The organism is Pantoea cypripedii (genome assembly GCF_011395035.1).
Taxonomy (GTDB): domain Bacteria; phylum Pseudomonadota; class Gammaproteobacteria; order Enterobacterales; family Enterobacteriaceae; genus Pantoea; species Pantoea cypripedii_A.
Genome location: NZ_CP024770.1, coordinates 787,866 through 803,569, shown reverse-complemented (window position 1 = coordinate 803,569; position 15,704 = coordinate 787,866). Strand labels below are relative to the sequence as shown.

Here is a 15,704-nt window from a genome sequence, read left to right as displayed (position 1 = left end):
CTGTCATCGATGAACATCAGGAAGCTGCGAAAGCAGCTTCCTTCATTCCTGACCAGCCGGAAATCACTGTTCTGAACCTTTCATAAGGTCTGTTTTTCGCTCAAAGCGACCTCAACCTCTCATGATTCTGGCCGCTAAGTGTCAGAAGCGGACGTCTACAGCCAACCCAAGNCTATCTCGTGCTCATCGCAAGTTTAGCCGCGAAGCATAAAAATAAGCCCNCAGTTGTTCTGTCCATCACCTGGACAACGCGACTTTTCTTCAATACAGCTGACGCAAAATGCGTGGATAAAATGAGTGTGACCGACCATATAGTCCCGATCGTTACGTGGATGCTGACCAGGATAAAAGTCCATATTAAAGGAGAGTGACCGGCAGGTATGAACTGTGGCAAAAAAGAGACATAGAAAATGCCCATTTTGGGATTGAGCACATTCCCCAGCATTCCTCTGATAAACCAGTTCCCCTGAGAACCGTTGTTGTCATCGCCATCACTGAAAGAGGATCGGGGACGTATCAGCANTTGTAAGCCCAGCCAGCTCAGGTAGACAGCGCCACAAACTTTGAGCACAGTGTAAGCCATCTCTGAAACCGCCAGAAGAGCGCCAAGACCTAACGCGACCAGCGCGCCCCATACAAAACAGCCAGCATCAATGCCAAGCGCAGCGTGAAAAGCCTTTTTGCCGCCCTCAGCACAAGCGGTGCGCAGAATAAGTGCCGTATCGAGGCCGGGAGTCAGGGTAAGTAACAGTGCTGCGAGAGAGAATGCGAGGAGGGAATCGTTAACAGTCATTTTCTTTGTCCGAAAGAGCAGATGCTAATCATTTAGTTCCGCGCAATCAATCCAATAAATACTACTTTTTAAAGGTCCGCTTCTCGCTCAAAGCGGCCCCAGCCTCTCATGATTCTGGCCGCTAAGTGCCAAAAGCAGACATAGTTCATGGCACAGTGCGTTAAAATTATTTACCTGACGAGCCGCAGGCCTATTGAGACAATTTTTTTGAATGCTTCACATTCGGAATGCTCAGTCTTCGTACAACATGCAATATGTTTCAGTCCCCGGCTTAACAACTGGAGTTTGCGGATAGTGCCGTCTATCTCCTTTGCTCTTTGAAGAAGCTGAACGCGGTCTAATGCCAGTTTGTTCTCTGGATTAAACATTGTAGCTATTTCATCAAGAGAAAACCCTGCAGCCTGACCAAGCGCGATTAATTGCAGTTTATTGATCACTTTCTCATTGTACTGCCTTCTCAGACCATTACGGCCAACAGGTTTGATTAGTTGTTTCTTTTCGTAATATCGCAACGCTGACGGGGTAAGTCCGGTAAGGTCAGCGATTTCCCTGATATCCAGTTCTTTCATTGTTGACTTAAACCTCACTTTAAGTTGCATACTGATTATTATGCCATTGAAAAGAAGGAGTACGCGTTGGATATCATTATTTTTCTCAAAACTGTCATAACGGGCATTGGCGCAACGCTGGTGATGGATTCGTGGTCGTTATGCCAAAAGCTCATTTTAAAAATTCCACCGTTGAATTATGCGCTGGTAGGTCGCTGGATTTTATGGCTTCCAAAAGGAAAATTCAGGCATCACACCATTCTTTCAACGTTACAGATACGTGGGGAGAATCTTACTGGCTGGGTATTCCATTATCTGACCGGGATACTATTTGCGGTTATCCCGCTTTTACTTTACGGAAAAGGCTGGCTCCATGAACCTTCTCTCTTCATGGGCGTGTTGACAGGTTTGTTAACTTTGATTGCTCCGTTCTTAGTTTTGCAACCCGCGTTTGGCTTTGGTATCGCTGCTTCCCGTACACTTCGTCCATGGCTGGCGCGTCTTTTGAGCCTGATTACGCACCTTGCGTATGGCATAGGGTTGTATGGCGTTGCCGCTGTTATAGCGTCATTATCATAGCGTCATTGAGCAGTTCAGGTTTCAGAACGCCCGCGCTTATTGCCTGAACTAACCCTGGCGCAATTTTGATATGCCGGATGAACAGGGGGTTATTAATAGATTACCCCACCAATCTCGTGCTAAAAACGGACCCAGGCATAAATATGATGAACCGAATTTTTTATGTGCAGTCCTGATATGGGCGCTAAGCTGAAGCCTGCCACGTGCGTGTCATGCCGGTGTCAGGTTGCTGTCGGGTTCCGATCGTGGTGATGTGGGCAGGCTCCGGTAACAATATCCACTGATCAACCATTATTCGGAGATGGACTATGAGTGACATAAATAAATTCAGAGCGCTTCGCCTTGAACGGGCCTGGTCGCAGGAACAGCTTGCCGAATTGTCAGGCCTGAGCACACGTACTGTGCAGCGGATAGAGAATGGCGAGCGGCCAGGTCTGGAGACGCTGAGCGCCTTAGCGGCCGTGTTCGGAGTGACCGTTTCGGCGCTTTCCGCTCATGAAAATGTCGGGGAAAACGCGCTGGATGAGAGAATTAGCGCAACGAGAAACAGGATTGCAGAAGAGACCCGGTTTTACCGCTCCATCATTACGGCGATTGTCGTCTGCTTGCTGCTTTTCATGCTGAATCATTTCACATCCCCTGCCAGCCACTGGTCGTTATGGGTGGCTGCTATCTGGTTTTCGTTAATTGCGGTGCGGGGCGTGAGAATCTTTTTGTTCAGAGAACTGATCAGCAAATGGCAGAAAAAGAGACTGCAATACCTGCTGCGCAAGTAATACAACGACCCCGTGGAATACTGGTCTGCTGGCCCGATACTCAAACTCCCCCAGGAGATCTTCGGGGCAGCTTCGTGCCATAAGCGAAAGTTGGAACATAAAAAAACATCAAACATTGGAAGCACAATGCAATTAATTTGCTGCATCTTGGGTGAAATATTATGCGTGATTGAGGACGGTGCTAATTGCAGGTAGTACCTGAGGAGGCATAATACAGTGCGTGCTTTAAGATTTAATTAATAATGCCCGAAGACAAACAATACCGGGCATTAATTAATGCTTACACTGATTTATAACGTGCTTCCAGCTTATCCAGGAACCCAAAGAGCACCTGATTCATTTCGCTGTAATCGTGCGCACGAAGTTCATCAGGGGTGTTAACGAAGCGATATTCTGCGGCACGACTCAGGTCTTTCTCTGAATGGGCGATCAACAGCTCAACAACATCCAGCGTCAGTTCCATATGACATTGGAAGCCAAATACGCGATCAGAATATGAAACGATTTGACGTGGGCAACCTTCACTATAAGCAATAATTTTTGCTTCCGGGGTCAGGCCCGGCATGTCGTTGTGCCAGTGACCTACTTCCAGCGTCCTGGCAAAGTGAGAGAACATCTCATTCTTGCTGCCGTCTTCAGTCAGCGTAATCGGGAATTTACCAATCTCTTTTTCAGGGCTGTGCGCGAACGGCGCGCCCAGCGCTTCGCCGATCAGCTGTGAACCCAGGCAAATACCGATCACGGCTTTACCGGTTTTAACAGCTGAAGCAATCAGTGCCTGCTCACCTTTAGCATCGAAGTGCGGGCACTCTTCCAGTGTGGTGACAGGGTCCTGCGGGCCACCCATCACAATCAGGAAATCGATACCTTCAGCGTCCGCTGGCAGCTTATCACCTGCGTAAACGCGTGAGTAAGTCACATCATGGCCGTGATGTCTGGCCCAGGTTTCGTAGGCGCCAGGTGCTTCAAAATCTTCATGTACGATGAAATGTACGCGCATTGCAGAGAACTCCATTAGTGACCTGTTCAGGCGATGTTTGTGGCTTGAATCTGACGCTGCTGTGCCAGAATCCCGGCCAGGGATTTTGCGATTAATTCAGTTTCCGGTGCATCAAGGTCAGAGATGGTGATCCGCACCCCAGAACAAGCATTGTCCAGGATGAAACCTTCTCCGCCCCGAACCAGCCAGCCCCGTTGGGCCATTTGCATAACCGTTGTCGAGCTGTTCCGGGCAAGCGGAACCCACACGTTTAAGCCATCGTGATGACCTGACACCGTGACACCGTGCTGTTTTAACGTGCTGACCAGGAGTTCCCGCTGCCCGAGATAACGATCGCGTGCAGCAAGAATTGATTGCTGAAAGCCAGGTGAACGCATATAACCCGCTGCCATATCCTGCAGAATGTGGCTTACCCAGTTAGTCCCGGCATTCAGGCGCTGGCGTAGACGCTGTGAAGTTTCCGCATCGCTCGCGACAAAGGCCATACGCAAATCTGGCCCCAGAAACTTGGACATTGAGCGGATAAGCACCCAGTTACGGGTATTTACCGGAACAACGTGGTGATAATCCTGTGTTGAAAGCAGCGAGAAGTGGTCATCTACTATCACCAGAACCTGAGGATAGCTTGCCAGCAATGTACGAATGCCTTCTGCCCGACCGGCGCTGAGGCCAAAGCCGGTTGGATTGTGGGCCCGGGGCGTGATGATCACTGCCTGTACGCCAGCAGAAAGCTGGCGTGAAAGCGCCTCAATCTGCATTCCTTCCTCATCCATTGCCACAGGCGCGGCCTGAAGGCGGCTGTGTCTCAGGGTGCTGATGCTGCTCAGGAAACAGGGGTCTTCAACTGCCACGCGATCGCCTGCTATCAGATAGCTGGTAAGTACCCTTTCGACGGCATCAACAGCACCGTTAGTCAGATTTAAATCAAAAGGCGTGTTGAGATCAGGCTGAAGCCATTCAAGACCCGCTGTTTCAAGCTCCGGGCGGATCACGGGGTCGCCATACAGCCCCGGTGTATTTCGGATATACGCGGCAAGCTGGCTGACTGAGGGCAGAACCGAAGCTGAGGGATTACCGCTGGCAAGATCACGGAGTACCAGGTCCGGTACGCTACCTTCGATATCAATGGCCGTGATGGACTCGCGCACAATGGTGCCGTTTCTGCCTCTTGATATGACAAAACCTGCGTCCATCAGGCGCTTATATGCGAGGGCCACCGTATTACGATTAATGCCAAGTTCAGCCGCCAACTCGCGCAGCGTAGGAAGCATCGCTCCGGGAGCAAGTTCGCCAGCCTGAATCATTGCACGGATCTGATCGAATACTTCACCTGCTGTTTTGCCACTTATCTTCATTGATCTGGTTCAAATAAAGTTTTAGCCTAGGACAATGTTAATTGAGGGTCGAGCTCTTGTCTATACGCCATGAAAAACACATCCGACTGGCTCACCAGGTGGGCTGCAACCTGCTGGGCGAAAATAAAGTGCAGGAAGCCTGGGGGAAATCACAGGCCATGTCAGACCTGGCCGATCTGAAATCGGTCTGTCATCGGGCATCTTCAGTCGAATAAAGCCAAACTGGTTGCCCGATTTGCCAGTGAGTTCCAGGCTCTGGACTCACTTAACACGGCAGAAATACTGGACAGACGCCGATCGCGTCAGAGCCTGCTTTCATGCATGATAGCTTAAAAATCATAAGTCTATGACTTAGATACTGAGGCAGAAAAAGTGTATGAGCAAAAATCTGGAATTCATGTTGCTGGCACTCGAATACTCCCGTCAGGCATTACCCGTATGCAGACCAAATCCACCTGTAGGATGCGTGATTGTCCATGAAGGTCATGTGGTTTCCAAAGGTTTCACACAATCTCCAGGACACCATCACGCTGAGATAGACGCCATTTCAAGACTCACCTTTCCGATTGGTGAATGTGAAATATTTGTTACGCTAGAACCCTGCTCCTTTGAAGGCAGAACCCCCTCCTGTGCTTTAACCCTCACTGAGCTGAAGCCACAACATATCTATGTTGCTATAGAAGATCCGCACCCAGGAAACAGGGGGGCAGGACTCAATATTTTAAAGAATGCAGGTATCAGCTATACGCTCGGTATCGGCAAAGAAGAAGTAGAGGATTTTCTGTCACCTTATTTGCTGAGGTCATATTAGGCCGCCTGCAAATTTCAAAGCTGTTCCGCGCCGGAAAGGTTAGGCACGCCATTCACTCTAAGCCAACGAGGATGTCATTCCCCTGACTGCCTCGTGCCAGAAGCAGACCTTGAAAAATTATGACCAGGTCAACCCCGCAGACCAAACTGACCTGATCCAACCTTGCTAAAAAATGGTCGTCTGAATTTCGGTTGTGCCGTTTTTACTGAATGCTTAGATTCATTTCCGACCTGATTAAGAGGACGTCGATATGAACTTTGCAGAACTCCACAACCAAAATGAACCTTTACTTATCGCTAACGTATGGGATGCCGCCAGTGCTGTCGCAGCGCAAAAAGCCGGTTATCAGGCGCTGGGAACCTCCAGCGCAGCAATAGCTGCCACATTAGGATATGAAGACGGTCAGAGCATGCCGTTTGATGAATTACTTTATAGGGTTATCCGCATCCGGGCGGTCAGTAACCTGCCATTGAGCGTAGATATGGAAGCAGGATATGGTGATTCAGCTGAGGAGATAACAGCCAATCTCAAACGCCTTGCCCAGACAGGCGTATCCGGAGTCAACCTTGAAGACAGCAGAGTCATCAATCAGGTTCGTCAGCTTGATGATGCATCTGCATTCTCCGCCAGGCTAAAATCGGTATGCAACGCGCTCAAAAGTGAGGGGTATGGCCTGTTTATGAACGTCCGTACTGATACATACCTGCTCGGGCATGAAAGAGCGTTACAGGAGACGTTATTACGCGGTCAGCTATATAAAGCCGCAGGTGCTGACGGCCTTTTTGTTCCCTGCCTGACGTCAGAGATAGACATGAGCCTCATTGCTGAAGCCATTGATCTGCACCTGAATGTCATGTGTATGCCAGACCTTCCGTCGTTCGGCAGGCTGAAACTGGCAGGGGTAAGCCGCATTTCTATGGGTAATTTTGTTCATTCGGCCCTTCAGTCAAAGCTGACTGATTTGATGTATGCGATCCGGTCGCATCAGACGTTTGAAGGACTTTTTATCGATGAAAGTTGTCAATAATGATCTGTGTGATGTCTGGTATCAGGCATTACTTGAACGCGCTGCAGAATATACGGGTGTGTTTTTTGTTGGCGTCAAAACGACAGGCGTCTTTTGCATCTCGGTATGCCGGGCGCGAAAGCCCAAACGTGAAAACGTTGAATTTTATAAAGATGCTAAATCTGCCCTGGCAGCTGGCTTTCGTCCCTGTAAAGTCTGTCGACCAGCTGAAAATGCGCACAGCGCGCCATTATTTGTCGAGCAGGCGCTTGCGCTTGTCAGGCGCGATATCAAATCCCGCATAGCCGACGCGGATCTTCGTAGACATGGGATCAGCCCGGAGCGGGTGCGACGCTGGTTCCTGCAACATCACGGCATCACTTTTCAGGCCTTTCAGCGAATGCAGCGGGTAAATATCGCCCTTCAGGAGCTGAAAAGTGGACGTGCGGCAACGGATGTCGCTCTGGACAATGGCTACGAATCCTTAAGCGGGTTTGGTTACACCTACAAGCGGCTCACTGGCGCCGCTCCGACTCAGACCACGCAGGTCATTGTCATTCACCGGTTTACTACTGCGCTGGGTCCGATGTTCGTCTGCGCCACGGATAAGGGAGTCTGCCTGCTGGAGTTTACCGATCGCCGGTTATTAGAAACTGAGTTTCGCGACATCCAGCGTTTACTGAACGCCAAAATTGTCACCGGAGAAAACAGTCATACACGGCAGACAGTTAAAGAAATCAGCGAATATTTTGCCGGAACACGTCAGCAGTTTGATCTCATACTCGATACCCCGGGCAGTGATTTTCAACGATCCGTCTGGCAGGCGCTACGGGCTGTTCCTTATGGACAGACCTCACGCCATCAGGATATTTCGCTGCGCCTGAATAAACCCGATGCTGCACGCGCAGTTGCCGCAGCGAATGCAGCAAACCGTATTGCGATTGTCATTCCGTGCCACAGAATTATGGGTAAAGATGGCGGCATCAGCGGGTATGGTGGTGGTATCTCACGCAAAGAGTGGCTTATCGAGCATGAAAGGAATCACCGTTAAATGAGTCGATGCGGTAAGACTGGCTGCTCAGAATGACAGCAAACCACACCAAACGCCGCCAGTTCGATATCTGTCTGTTCCTGACGCTGGCGAACCTCACCCCCTAATCCGAATAACAGCTGCGCAGAACCACATTCAAGCACCCACTTCTGATGTGTGGGGCTAAGGCTGGCCACCAGCCAGGCGGTCTGCTGACCAGAGAATGTCAGCACCACCACATCGGGATGATCGTTTGGCAGCACACGAACGTAACTTCCTGCCTGAGAGGCCAGAAACTTAACCACCTGCCATGCCGGATAAGCCGAGAAACCCGATGCGTTGATCTGTCCCAGCCCGATATCACCCAGTATCCCGGCTGGGCACCAGTGACTGATATCCGCGCCGCTTAGCTGCGCGACATAACCCACCAGCCAGCTGGCGAAGAAGCGCCCTTTTTGTCGCGGGTCGCTGCTGGTCATCGTCACCCTGATATTGTCAGGATTAGGGTAAACCGCTGCACCATAAGGGTTGTCACGCATGCTAATCATGGCAGGACCAAGATGATATGGCAGGCGGCTGCCAATGATGTCGCGCGTCGATTGGGTGATATAGGGTAACGATTCCAGCGTCTGCATCACGGCACGATCCGCCGCGTCATGCACAATCGGGCAGGTCGCATGTGTCACAAAATCTATTAACTCAAGCGGCGGCCGCTTACGGTTCAGCTCCGTGAAGTAGCTGATCATCCCACCTCCCAGCTTCACATCCCTGAAAATAGCGCGGGCGGCGCTAAAAATATCGTCCAGTGCCGGACACCACGGCCACTCGCTGCCAGGTGGCGTGGATTTCAGATCGGTGGCAGGAGAAATAATGATGCAGGCAGGGCTGATGCGCTGTGTCTCTGACACCGTTGCCAGTTCAGCAAAATGACGCCGGAAATCATCGTGCCGCGCGATGGGCAACACATACTCAAGATGCAGCGCGATGCCAGCAAGTTGCCTCAGGACACCTGACAAGGTTGCCAGAGGCTGGTAGCCCTCTTGTGCCGGATGGCAGTGAAAAAGCACATAACCGGGATTCATTTCCCGCAACAACCCCACCAACGCATCGACATCCTGCAACATCTCAGCCGTGATAAGAATGCCCGTTACGGGCATGGTCATCTCCGCTGTTGTGGACACATCTGCAGCGGGCATCACTGGCGTTGTCGCCCGTCGTGCCGTCAGGCGAATGGATTGTCGCTGCGGCTGGCTGGCATCAACGATATAGGGCCAGGGATATTCCAGCGGACGGGAATAGACTTTGTACGATGCATCCATCCATGCCCGCTGGTCCTCCATTTCAAAAATATCGCCCTGATAATCGGTCGCAACCTCAATGCCATCACCATGCTGATAAACCAGGCGCTGAATAGTTTTAAACGGTTGCCAGGGTTCAATATTTACCGGAAAACGTCCCTGCTCAGTTTCACCATTGCTGTGCAACACGTCCACCGGTGATCCCACCACACCCACCAGGGGATACAGCACGGTAAAACCACAGCGTGCCGTTGAGAAATTCTCCTCAGCCTGCAATTCAGCCTGGACATGAATATTGTCGTTGGTGATGCGTAACACGCGTTTCAGCGTTGCCCTGTTCTGAGCGGATATCTGACATTGGTTAATCGTGACCACCTGAATACCCTCATCCATCCTCTCGATATTCAGTTGCTGAAGCACCATGGGGCAGGTACCCCAGTTGTCATCGCGCAGGATATACCCCACCGAGCGAATCACCTCGCTGCCCCGGTAACGAATATGCCGGATGTCTCCGGCAATTAACTCCAGTTGCCATGCGCCATATGCAATCATCTCCGGGATCACCAGGGGTTGATCCGTGCCGTAACATTCAATCAGCTGGTTCATATTCACCCCATCTGACCATCAAATTCAGCATCGATATCCTGGCCAGTTTTAATCTCTTTCAGGAAGAGAGTTGCCCACATGCCAATGGAGCCTATCACTGCCACGATCACCCAGGTGGCTGACGCATTGTGCAGAGAACTGGCCAGCGTCCACAGCAGGCTGCCCAGAACAAAACCCAGCACCATCATAGACGAGAGAAAACCGATGGCGGTGCCACGCACCCGTGTCGGGAAACTTTCGCTTTGATAAACGTAACCTGCTGATGCCCAGATGCCGTTCGTCACCTGGAAGATGAGGAAGTAAACCGCCACCACCAACCAGAAACTCTCGCTGAACAGCAAAATCAGGCTCAGTGGGGCCACTGACAACGCCGCAAAGGTAATGACCTTTTTGCGACCAAAGTGCTCCCCCAGCCAGCCACCGATAATGTAGAAGAAGAAGCCAATGAAACCGCAATACAACATCAGTTCGCTGGCCTGGCTGCCGCTAAATCCCTTACGTTGCGTCAGCCACCAGGTGATATAAAAATTACTGGCAACATAGCTGATACCATAAGAAATCCAGCAGACCGACATGGTAGCAATACGCTTTCTGAGAACCGGGGAGTACAGAATCTCTTTGACGGGGTTATTTTTCGCGCCACCGGTTAATTTTTCCTGCTCAAAACGTTCTGATTCTTTAATAAAAACACGTCCCAGAATAACCACCGCAATCGGGATGGTGCCCAATAAAAACACCGTTCTCCAGCCCAGATGGCCAAACGCCATATACACCGCCGAGGCAAAGAAAACCCCTAACGGCCAGCCGCCCTGGACAATGGAATACAGTAATCCCCGATTTTTCGATGGCAGCTGTTCATTCACCAGCGTGATCGACACCGCCAGTTCGGAATAAGCCAGCCCCGACGCCAGCGCACGGACCAGCACCAGCTGCCAGAAACTATCAACAAAGTAGGTTGCCCCGGTAAATAACGCCGTGCCGCATAAACAAATCATCCAGAGTAGCTTGCGGCCCACTTTGTCCATGCTGTAACCCACGACCAGGGTAATCAGAAACTGAGCGCCATAGACAAAAAAGCCCAAAATACCGAGCATCTGTTCGGATATCTGCAACTCTCTGGACATCTCCGGTAACGCCAGCACCAGCAAATTAACGTCATAAGATGCCAGCGACCAGCCAATACAGGCGATGAAAATCAAATAAATGGTGTAGGACCGTTCAGTTAAAGATGTCTTCTTAAGTATCTGTAATTCCATAAAATCCATCCCGTAGTGAGTTTTAATTGTTTTAACGTCATTGGTCTGATAGCGGGAATCTCTGGCATCAGACCCATTGAACATTTACTCATTGATGGAACAAATGTATAAGACAAGGTAAATCGAATGTTAGGGAATATCGCTAAATACGGGATCCCGATCACCTTAAAAACAGTAAAAAGCACGAAACACTCACACACAGATGAATTAACTATGCTCATATGTTCAATAAGACAATTTCCTCTGAACAAATATTCACTCTGCGAGGGGAATAGGATGGAAGTGAGGAGTTTTTTTTAGCTCAGAACAAAAGTTACTGATGAGTACAATTAATCACGAGACCTATCCCATCATTGTCATCACACCCCCAAAATTAACTGATTTCAAACAATAAAAATTAAAACCCATCATCGATATATCCATAAATTCAGCCAATTGACGCATTCACTTAAATCTTGCTTTTGAGTAGAAAATCGTCTTTTTTTGTGATTCCTCTGGCAGATTTACACCGTCATACTGGCAGGATGTTACCCGTACCTTGCACAATAGAATAAATACCCTACATTGAATATATATTCAGAGGTCGTATGCAACAGGTACATAAACTGACTATCAGAGAGAAGATTTGTTTTGGTCTCGGGGATTCCTCAGCCAACATCTTCCTGGGCATGACCATGATGTTCCTGCCCTACTTTTATACCGACGTCCTTGGTATCTCCGCGGGAGCAATGGGGCTGCTGTTTGTGGTCGCGCGACTGGTTGATGCGGTATACGACCCGATTATTGGCAGCGTTGCTGACCGCACCCCGACACGCCACGGCCATTACCGCCCCTGGTTATTATGGCTGGCCGTGCCTTATGGCCTCTCCTGCCTGCTGGTGTTCATCGCCCCCGATTTCTCCCCCAGTGGCAAGTTGATCTATGCCTATGCCACTTACCTTTTCCTGATCCTGATGTACGCCTCGACCGTAGTGCCTTACGTGGCGTTGCTGGCCTCGCTGACCGCGGATCCGCAGGAGCGTCTCAGCGCCAATGCCTGGCGCTTCCCGCTGGCAAAAATGTCTTTTCTCATCTGCTCCCTGACCGTACCGCTTTTCGTGGCCTGGTACGGTAAGGAGAATGAAGCTGCGGCCTACAGGGTAGCCATGAGCATGATTGCCCTGCTGGCGACCCTGTTTATGCTGAGCTGCTTTTTTGGTACCAGAGAACGTGTCAGCCCGATAAAACAGGCCAACACCACCTCATTTATGAAGCAGGCAAAGGCCGCACTCAGCGCCCGCCCGGTGGTGATTTTCTACATTTTCAAAATAACCAGCTCGATTGCCTTCGTAATCAAAGGCAGCGTCACCATCTATTTCGTCAAATATTTTCTGAACCGGGGCGATAGTTTTGTCTCGGGCTTGCTCTCCGCCACCGCTATCGCGGGCATCATCGCGCCGATGATCGCGTTGCAGCTTATCAAGCGCAAAAAACTGTCCGCGCTGGGTTCACTGAAATTTGCCCAAATGGGCGGCGGCCTGGCGGCGCTGGCATTGTTCTTTGTCAGCCCGGAACAGCTATGGCTGGCTGTTGGCTTACTGGTGGTTTCAGTTCTGTTTGCTGAAATGGGATCGATCATGGCATGGGCACTGCCTTCCGATTGTGCTGACTACTGCGAGCGCAAAACCGGGATCAAAATGTCCGGATTTATCGCCGCCGGGACATTGTTTTCAATGAAAGTGGGACTGGCACTGGCGGGGGGGCTCGTCGGTCTGGTGCTCAGCCTGAGCGGTTATCACGCCGGGGCAGCCGTTTCGCCGCAGACCATGAGCGCCATTATTTTCCTTATTGCCGGGGTACCCGCGATTTTCCACGGCATCAGCCTGCTGTTGATCATGTTCTTATCCCTTGAAGACAACAGTGCCGCGGCCCGAATCATTCCACCCGCACAACCTTCCGTTGCTCATCAGATTAAGGAACCCTGATATGTTAGTTTCACCACAAAAGCTGCATGTTCCTCAGTGGGGACGCGCTGAATTTGTTTTTCTGGTCAATGCCGATGCCAGTCACTTTACCGATACCTGGATCACGGCCATCTTTCGCCACCAGCAGGAAGAGAAAACGGTACGGGGATTTTATGACGATGACGGGCGTTTCCTGATTCGCTTTATGCCTGAGCGTGAAGGCAGCTGGACTTTCACCACCGCCAGTAACCATCCGGCCCTGCATAACCAGCAGGGCGAAGTGATTTGCGTAGCAGCAGACGAGGATGCGACCGGGCCGGTAAGATCGGCTGAGACATGGCATTTCAGCTATGCCAACGGGCAACCCTATTATCCTTTTGGCACCACGGCGTATGTCTGGAATTACCAGTCGGAAGAGGTACAGGAGCAGACGCTGGCGTCACTTTCACACTCGCCATTCAATAAAATCAGGATGTGTGTTTTCCCGAAACATTACACCTATAACTTCCGGGAACCGGAACGTTTTCCTTTTCCCGGCGACATCACCTCTGGCTTCGATTTCACCCGCTTTGACTGCCAGTTTTTCCGTCAGCTGGAAAATCAGATCGATGCCCTGCAAGCACGCGGCATTGAGGCTGATCTGATTATCTTTCACCCCTACGACCGCTGGGGCTTCTCGGAAATGGATGATGAGGTGGATCAACGCTATGTCAGCTATCTGGTGGCGCGTCTGGCGAGTTTCAGCAATGTCTGGTGGTCACTGGCCAATGAATTCGACCTGCTGCTGAAAAAGCCGATGTCGTTCTGGGACAATGTTTTTCAGCAAATTACCGCAGAAGACCCGTATCAGCACCTGGTTTCAATCCATAACTGGCACAACCCTCCCCTGCACTACACCAGCAATGCACATTGGTATGATCAGAAGCAGCCGTGGGTCAGCCATGCCAGCATCCAGCATCACGATTTGTGGTTTGTACCCGGCTGGCGCGAAGCCTTCCGTAAACCGGTGGTGATTGATGAATGCCGCTATGAGGGCGATGTCGATCTGGGATGGGGCAATATTACCGCGCGTAAAATGCTCGACCTCACCTGGCAGGGCGTCTGCCGTGGTGGCTATGTCACCCATGGTGAAAGTTACCTCAGCGACGACGACATTATCTGGTGGTCACATGGCGGGAAACTGAAAGGGGAAAGCAGCCCGCGTATCGGTTATCTGCTGCAATTGCTGGAAGAAGGTGAACCAAAACGCCTGTCGCCCTGGTCAAGGAAAACAGACTCCCACTGGGATGCCGCGATTGGCCATATGGGTGATGATTACTGGCTGATCTGGTTTGGTGAGAGCCAGCCAGGTTTCAAATTACTGACGATGCTGCCGCAAGGTAAGGAATATCACGTCGATATCATTGACGCATGGCAGATGGAAACCCGGCGGCTGCCGCAGACCTGGCGCTCAGGCGATCGTCTGCCATTGCCGGGTAAACCAGGTATGGCCTTGCGTATAACCGCTGCCCGTTAATCACTCACCAGCAGGCGCGCTGTCTGGAAATCGGTTATCAGCACATTCAGATAACCCCCCTTCAGCGCCCCCTGAATGGCGGCCAGTTTTTTCCGCCCACCTGCCAGTCCCACCACCTGCGGGCAGCGTTTAAGCTGCTCCAGGCGCATACCCATCGCCGGATCCTCAGATTCATCCAGCACCGGCTGCCCCTGTGCATTGTAATAATGCAGGCAGATATCACCGACGGCACCCTGGGCAGCAAGGCGTGTCAGCATATTCTTGTCATAATAGTTGCCGGAGTAGCGCAACAGCTGCGACGGCTCCATATCGCCAATTCCCACCAGCGCAAGCGTGACCTTATCGAATTTATCCAGTACTTCGCGCACATCTTTATTGGCGGCAAGCGCGATACGGCTATCAACAGAGCCTTCTATTGATTGCGCCGGCAGCAGCCACGACTTACAGCTAAGCATATCCGCGAGGCTCTGCGTCAGAATCGTGGCCTGCACATTGCCGTTGACGCCCACCCCACCCAGCAGCTGAATCACCCCCGCGGCTTCGGTGGTCAGCGTATGCAGTTCGCTCACCATGGCCTTGATGGTACTGCTCCAGGAGGAAATCCCCACCCATTCCCCCGGACGCAGGCGCGTTTCCAGATAATGCGCGGCAGCGGTGCCTATCGCCTGACGAATAAAGGCATCCTCTTCATCTTCCGTGGCATCCACCACGATGGCCTGCTGCAACCCATAACGGCGTTCAATGCCACGCTCCAGCTCAGAAAAGATATTGGGCGGCTGCATCACGCTGATTTTCACGATGCCGTCTTTAATACTGCGATTTAATGCCCGTGAAACAAAGGACTGCGAAAGATTGAGCGCGCGCGCGATGTCGGTCTGCTTCATCCCTTCGCCGTAATATAAGGTGGCAATCTTCACCACCAGCCTGAGATCGTTTTGTTTCAAGATTCGTTTTTCCGCATCAGCGTTGTTCCCCTCGCTACTATCCCGCAGGTACCTGAATATTTAATCACCTTGAGAAATAAACGTGATTCGAATCGCATTTTCGCACGGCATACATAGCTGGCAGAACAGAAAACCATCACAATTATGAATATTAAATCGAATAAGAATATATATTCAATATCGATTAAGTGCAACGTCACCTGACGTCTGAGGACGCCTGGTGACTTATTTTCACCTTTCAGA

14 protein-coding genes and 1 pseudogene are annotated in these 15,704 nt (G+C 51.0%); 8 read left to right on the top strand and 7 right to left on the bottom strand.

The window, feature by feature from the left end; genetic code table 11:
• Positions 1-172: 172 nt before the first annotated feature.
• On the bottom strand, positions 173-793 hold the full coding sequence (locus CUN67_RS27130) for a LysE family translocator (protein ID WP_208718555.1): 621 nt from the start codon (positions 791-793) through the stop codon (positions 173-175).
• 170 nt (positions 794-963) lie between these two features.
• Entirely contained in the window at positions 964-1,362 is a 399-nt protein-coding gene (locus CUN67_RS27125; RefSeq protein ID WP_208718554.1) for a helix-turn-helix domain-containing protein, read from the bottom strand.
• Positions 1,363-1,428: 66 nt separating this feature from the next.
• On the opposite strand from CUN67_RS27125, the gene CUN67_RS27120 reads away from it, so the two are divergent.
• Together CUN67_RS27120 and CUN67_RS27115 are read left to right on the top strand one after the other, a co-directional pair.
• Positions 1,429-1,920 carry a DUF2938 domain-containing protein gene (locus CUN67_RS27120; RefSeq protein WP_302882499.1) on the top strand — a complete coding sequence of 164 codons (492 nt, stop codon included), beginning with the start codon at positions 1,429-1,431 and terminating at the stop codon, positions 1,918-1,920.
• A gap of 308 nt (positions 1,921-2,228) precedes the next feature.
• Positions 2,229-2,696 carry a helix-turn-helix domain-containing protein gene (locus CUN67_RS27115; protein WP_208718553.1) on the top strand — a complete coding sequence of 156 codons (468 nt, stop codon included), beginning with the start codon at positions 2,229-2,231 and terminating at the stop codon, positions 2,694-2,696.
• A 280-nt stretch (positions 2,697-2,976) separates the two neighbouring features.
• Here CUN67_RS27115 and CUN67_RS27110 read toward each other — a convergent pair whose 3' ends face one another.
• Positions 2,977-3,696 (bottom strand): type 1 glutamine amidotransferase, encoded by a 720-nt coding sequence (locus tag CUN67_RS27110; protein WP_208718552.1) that lies wholly within the window; start codon positions 3,694-3,696, stop codon positions 2,977-2,979.
• A gap of 26 nt (positions 3,697-3,722) precedes the next feature.
• The gene (ptsJ, locus tag CUN67_RS27105; RefSeq protein ID WP_208718551.1) at positions 3,723-5,051 is read right to left on the bottom strand and encodes a transcriptional regulator PtsJ; all 1,329 of its coding nucleotides are present in this window, start codon (positions 5,049-5,051) and stop codon (positions 3,723-3,725) included.
• Positions 5,052-5,122: 71 nt separating this feature from the next.
• Between ptsJ and CUN67_RS27100 the strand changes: the two are divergent.
• The 4 genes and pseudogenes from CUN67_RS27100 to CUN67_RS27085 all read left to right on the top strand — a co-directional run.
• Positions 5,123-5,345 (top strand): annotated as a pseudogene (locus CUN67_RS27100) (YggS family pyridoxal phosphate-dependent enzyme); the annotation flags it as partial.
• An 82-nt stretch (positions 5,346-5,427) separates the two neighbouring features.
• Positions 5,428-5,862 carry a bifunctional diaminohydroxyphosphoribosylaminopyrimidine deaminase/5-amino-6-(5-phosphoribosylamino)uracil reductase RibD gene (locus CUN67_RS27095; protein WP_208718550.1) on the top strand — a complete coding sequence of 145 codons (435 nt, stop codon included), beginning with the start codon at positions 5,428-5,430 and terminating at the stop codon, positions 5,860-5,862.
• Positions 5,863-6,112: 250 nt separating this feature from the next.
• Positions 6,113-6,889 (top strand): isocitrate lyase/PEP mutase family protein, encoded by a 777-nt coding sequence (locus CUN67_RS27090; protein ID WP_208718549.1) that lies wholly within the window; start codon positions 6,113-6,115, stop codon positions 6,887-6,889.
• Positions 6,873-7,919, top strand: a complete 1,047-nt coding sequence (locus CUN67_RS27085; protein ID WP_208719545.1) for a bifunctional transcriptional activator/DNA repair enzyme AdaA — start codon at positions 6,873-6,875, stop codon at positions 7,917-7,919. Before CUN67_RS27090 ends, CUN67_RS27085 begins: the two co-directional genes overlap by 17 nt.
• Here CUN67_RS27085 and CUN67_RS27080 read toward each other — a convergent pair.
• Entirely contained in the window at positions 7,916-9,802 is a 1,887-nt protein-coding gene (locus tag CUN67_RS27080; RefSeq protein WP_208718548.1) for a hypothetical protein, read from the bottom strand. The genes CUN67_RS27085 and CUN67_RS27080 overlap by 4 nt on opposite strands.
• Before the next feature lie 2 nt (positions 9,803-9,804).
• Complete coding sequence (locus CUN67_RS27075) at positions 9,805-11,058, bottom strand: MFS transporter (RefSeq protein ID WP_208718547.1); 1,254 nt, start codon at positions 11,056-11,058, stop codon at positions 9,805-9,807.
• A gap of 587 nt (positions 11,059-11,645) precedes the next feature.
• On the opposite strand from CUN67_RS27075, the gene CUN67_RS27070 reads away from it, so the two are divergent.
• Together CUN67_RS27070 and CUN67_RS27065 are read left to right on the top strand one after the other, a co-directional pair.
• Entirely contained in the window at positions 11,646-13,022 is a 1,377-nt protein-coding gene (locus CUN67_RS27070) for a glycoside-pentoside-hexuronide (GPH):cation symporter (RefSeq protein ID WP_208718546.1), read from the top strand.
• Between the two features lies 1 nt (position 13,023).
• Positions 13,024-14,517: a DUF5605 domain-containing protein gene (locus CUN67_RS27065; RefSeq protein WP_208718545.1), complete on the top strand. Its 1,494-nt coding sequence runs from the start codon at positions 13,024-13,026 to the stop codon at positions 14,515-14,517.
• Here the strand turns inward: CUN67_RS27065 and CUN67_RS27060 are convergent.
• Positions 14,514-15,401, bottom strand: coding sequence for a sugar-binding transcriptional regulator (locus CUN67_RS27060; RefSeq protein WP_439332303.1), 888 nt, complete (start codon positions 15,399-15,401; stop codon positions 14,514-14,516). The two genes, CUN67_RS27065 and CUN67_RS27060, sit on opposite strands and share 4 nt — an antisense overlap.
• Between the last annotated feature and the right edge of the window lie 303 nt (positions 15,402-15,704).

What these genes read in the sequence shown, in the direction of transcription:
- CUN67_RS27125 (WP_208718554.1), bottom strand. Translation starts at nt 1,362, where the DNA reads ATGAAAGAACTGGATATCAGGGAAATCGCTGACCTTACCGGACTTACC.
- CUN67_RS27115 (WP_208718553.1), top strand. Translation starts at nt 2,229, where the DNA reads ATGAGTGACATAAATAAATTCAGAGCGCTTCGCCTTGAACGGGCCTGG.
- CUN67_RS27110 (WP_208718552.1), bottom strand. Translation starts at nt 3,696, where the DNA reads ATGCGCGTACATTTCATCGTACATGAAGATTTTGAAGCACCTGGCGCC.
- ptsJ (WP_208718551.1), bottom strand. Translation starts at nt 5,051, where the DNA reads ATGAAGATAAGTGGCAAAACAGCAGGTGAAGTATTCGATCAGATCCGT.
- CUN67_RS27095 (WP_208718550.1), top strand. Translation starts at nt 5,428, where the DNA reads ATGAGCAAAAATCTGGAATTCATGTTGCTGGCACTCGAATACTCCCGT.
- CUN67_RS27090 (WP_208718549.1), top strand. Translation starts at nt 6,113, where the DNA reads ATGAACTTTGCAGAACTCCACAACCAAAATGAACCTTTACTTATCGCT.
- CUN67_RS27085 (WP_208719545.1), top strand. Translation starts at nt 6,873, where the DNA reads ATGAAAGTTGTCAATAATGATCTGTGTGATGTCTGGTATCAGGCATTA.
- CUN67_RS27080 (WP_208718548.1), bottom strand. Translation starts at nt 9,802, where the DNA reads ATGAACCAGCTGATTGAATGTTACGGCACGGATCAACCCCTGGTGATC.
- CUN67_RS27075 (WP_208718547.1), bottom strand. Translation starts at nt 11,058, where the DNA reads ATGGAATTACAGATACTTAAGAAGACATCTTTAACTGAACGGTCCTAC.
- CUN67_RS27070 (WP_208718546.1), top strand. Translation starts at nt 11,646, where the DNA reads ATGCAACAGGTACATAAACTGACTATCAGAGAGAAGATTTGTTTTGGT.
- CUN67_RS27065 (WP_208718545.1), top strand. Translation starts at nt 13,024, where the DNA reads ATGTTAGTTTCACCACAAAAGCTGCATGTTCCTCAGTGGGGACGCGCT.
- CUN67_RS27060 (WP_439332303.1), bottom strand. Translation starts at nt 15,401, where the DNA reads ATGAAGCAGACCGACATCGCGCGCGCGCTCAATCTTTCGCAGTCCTTT.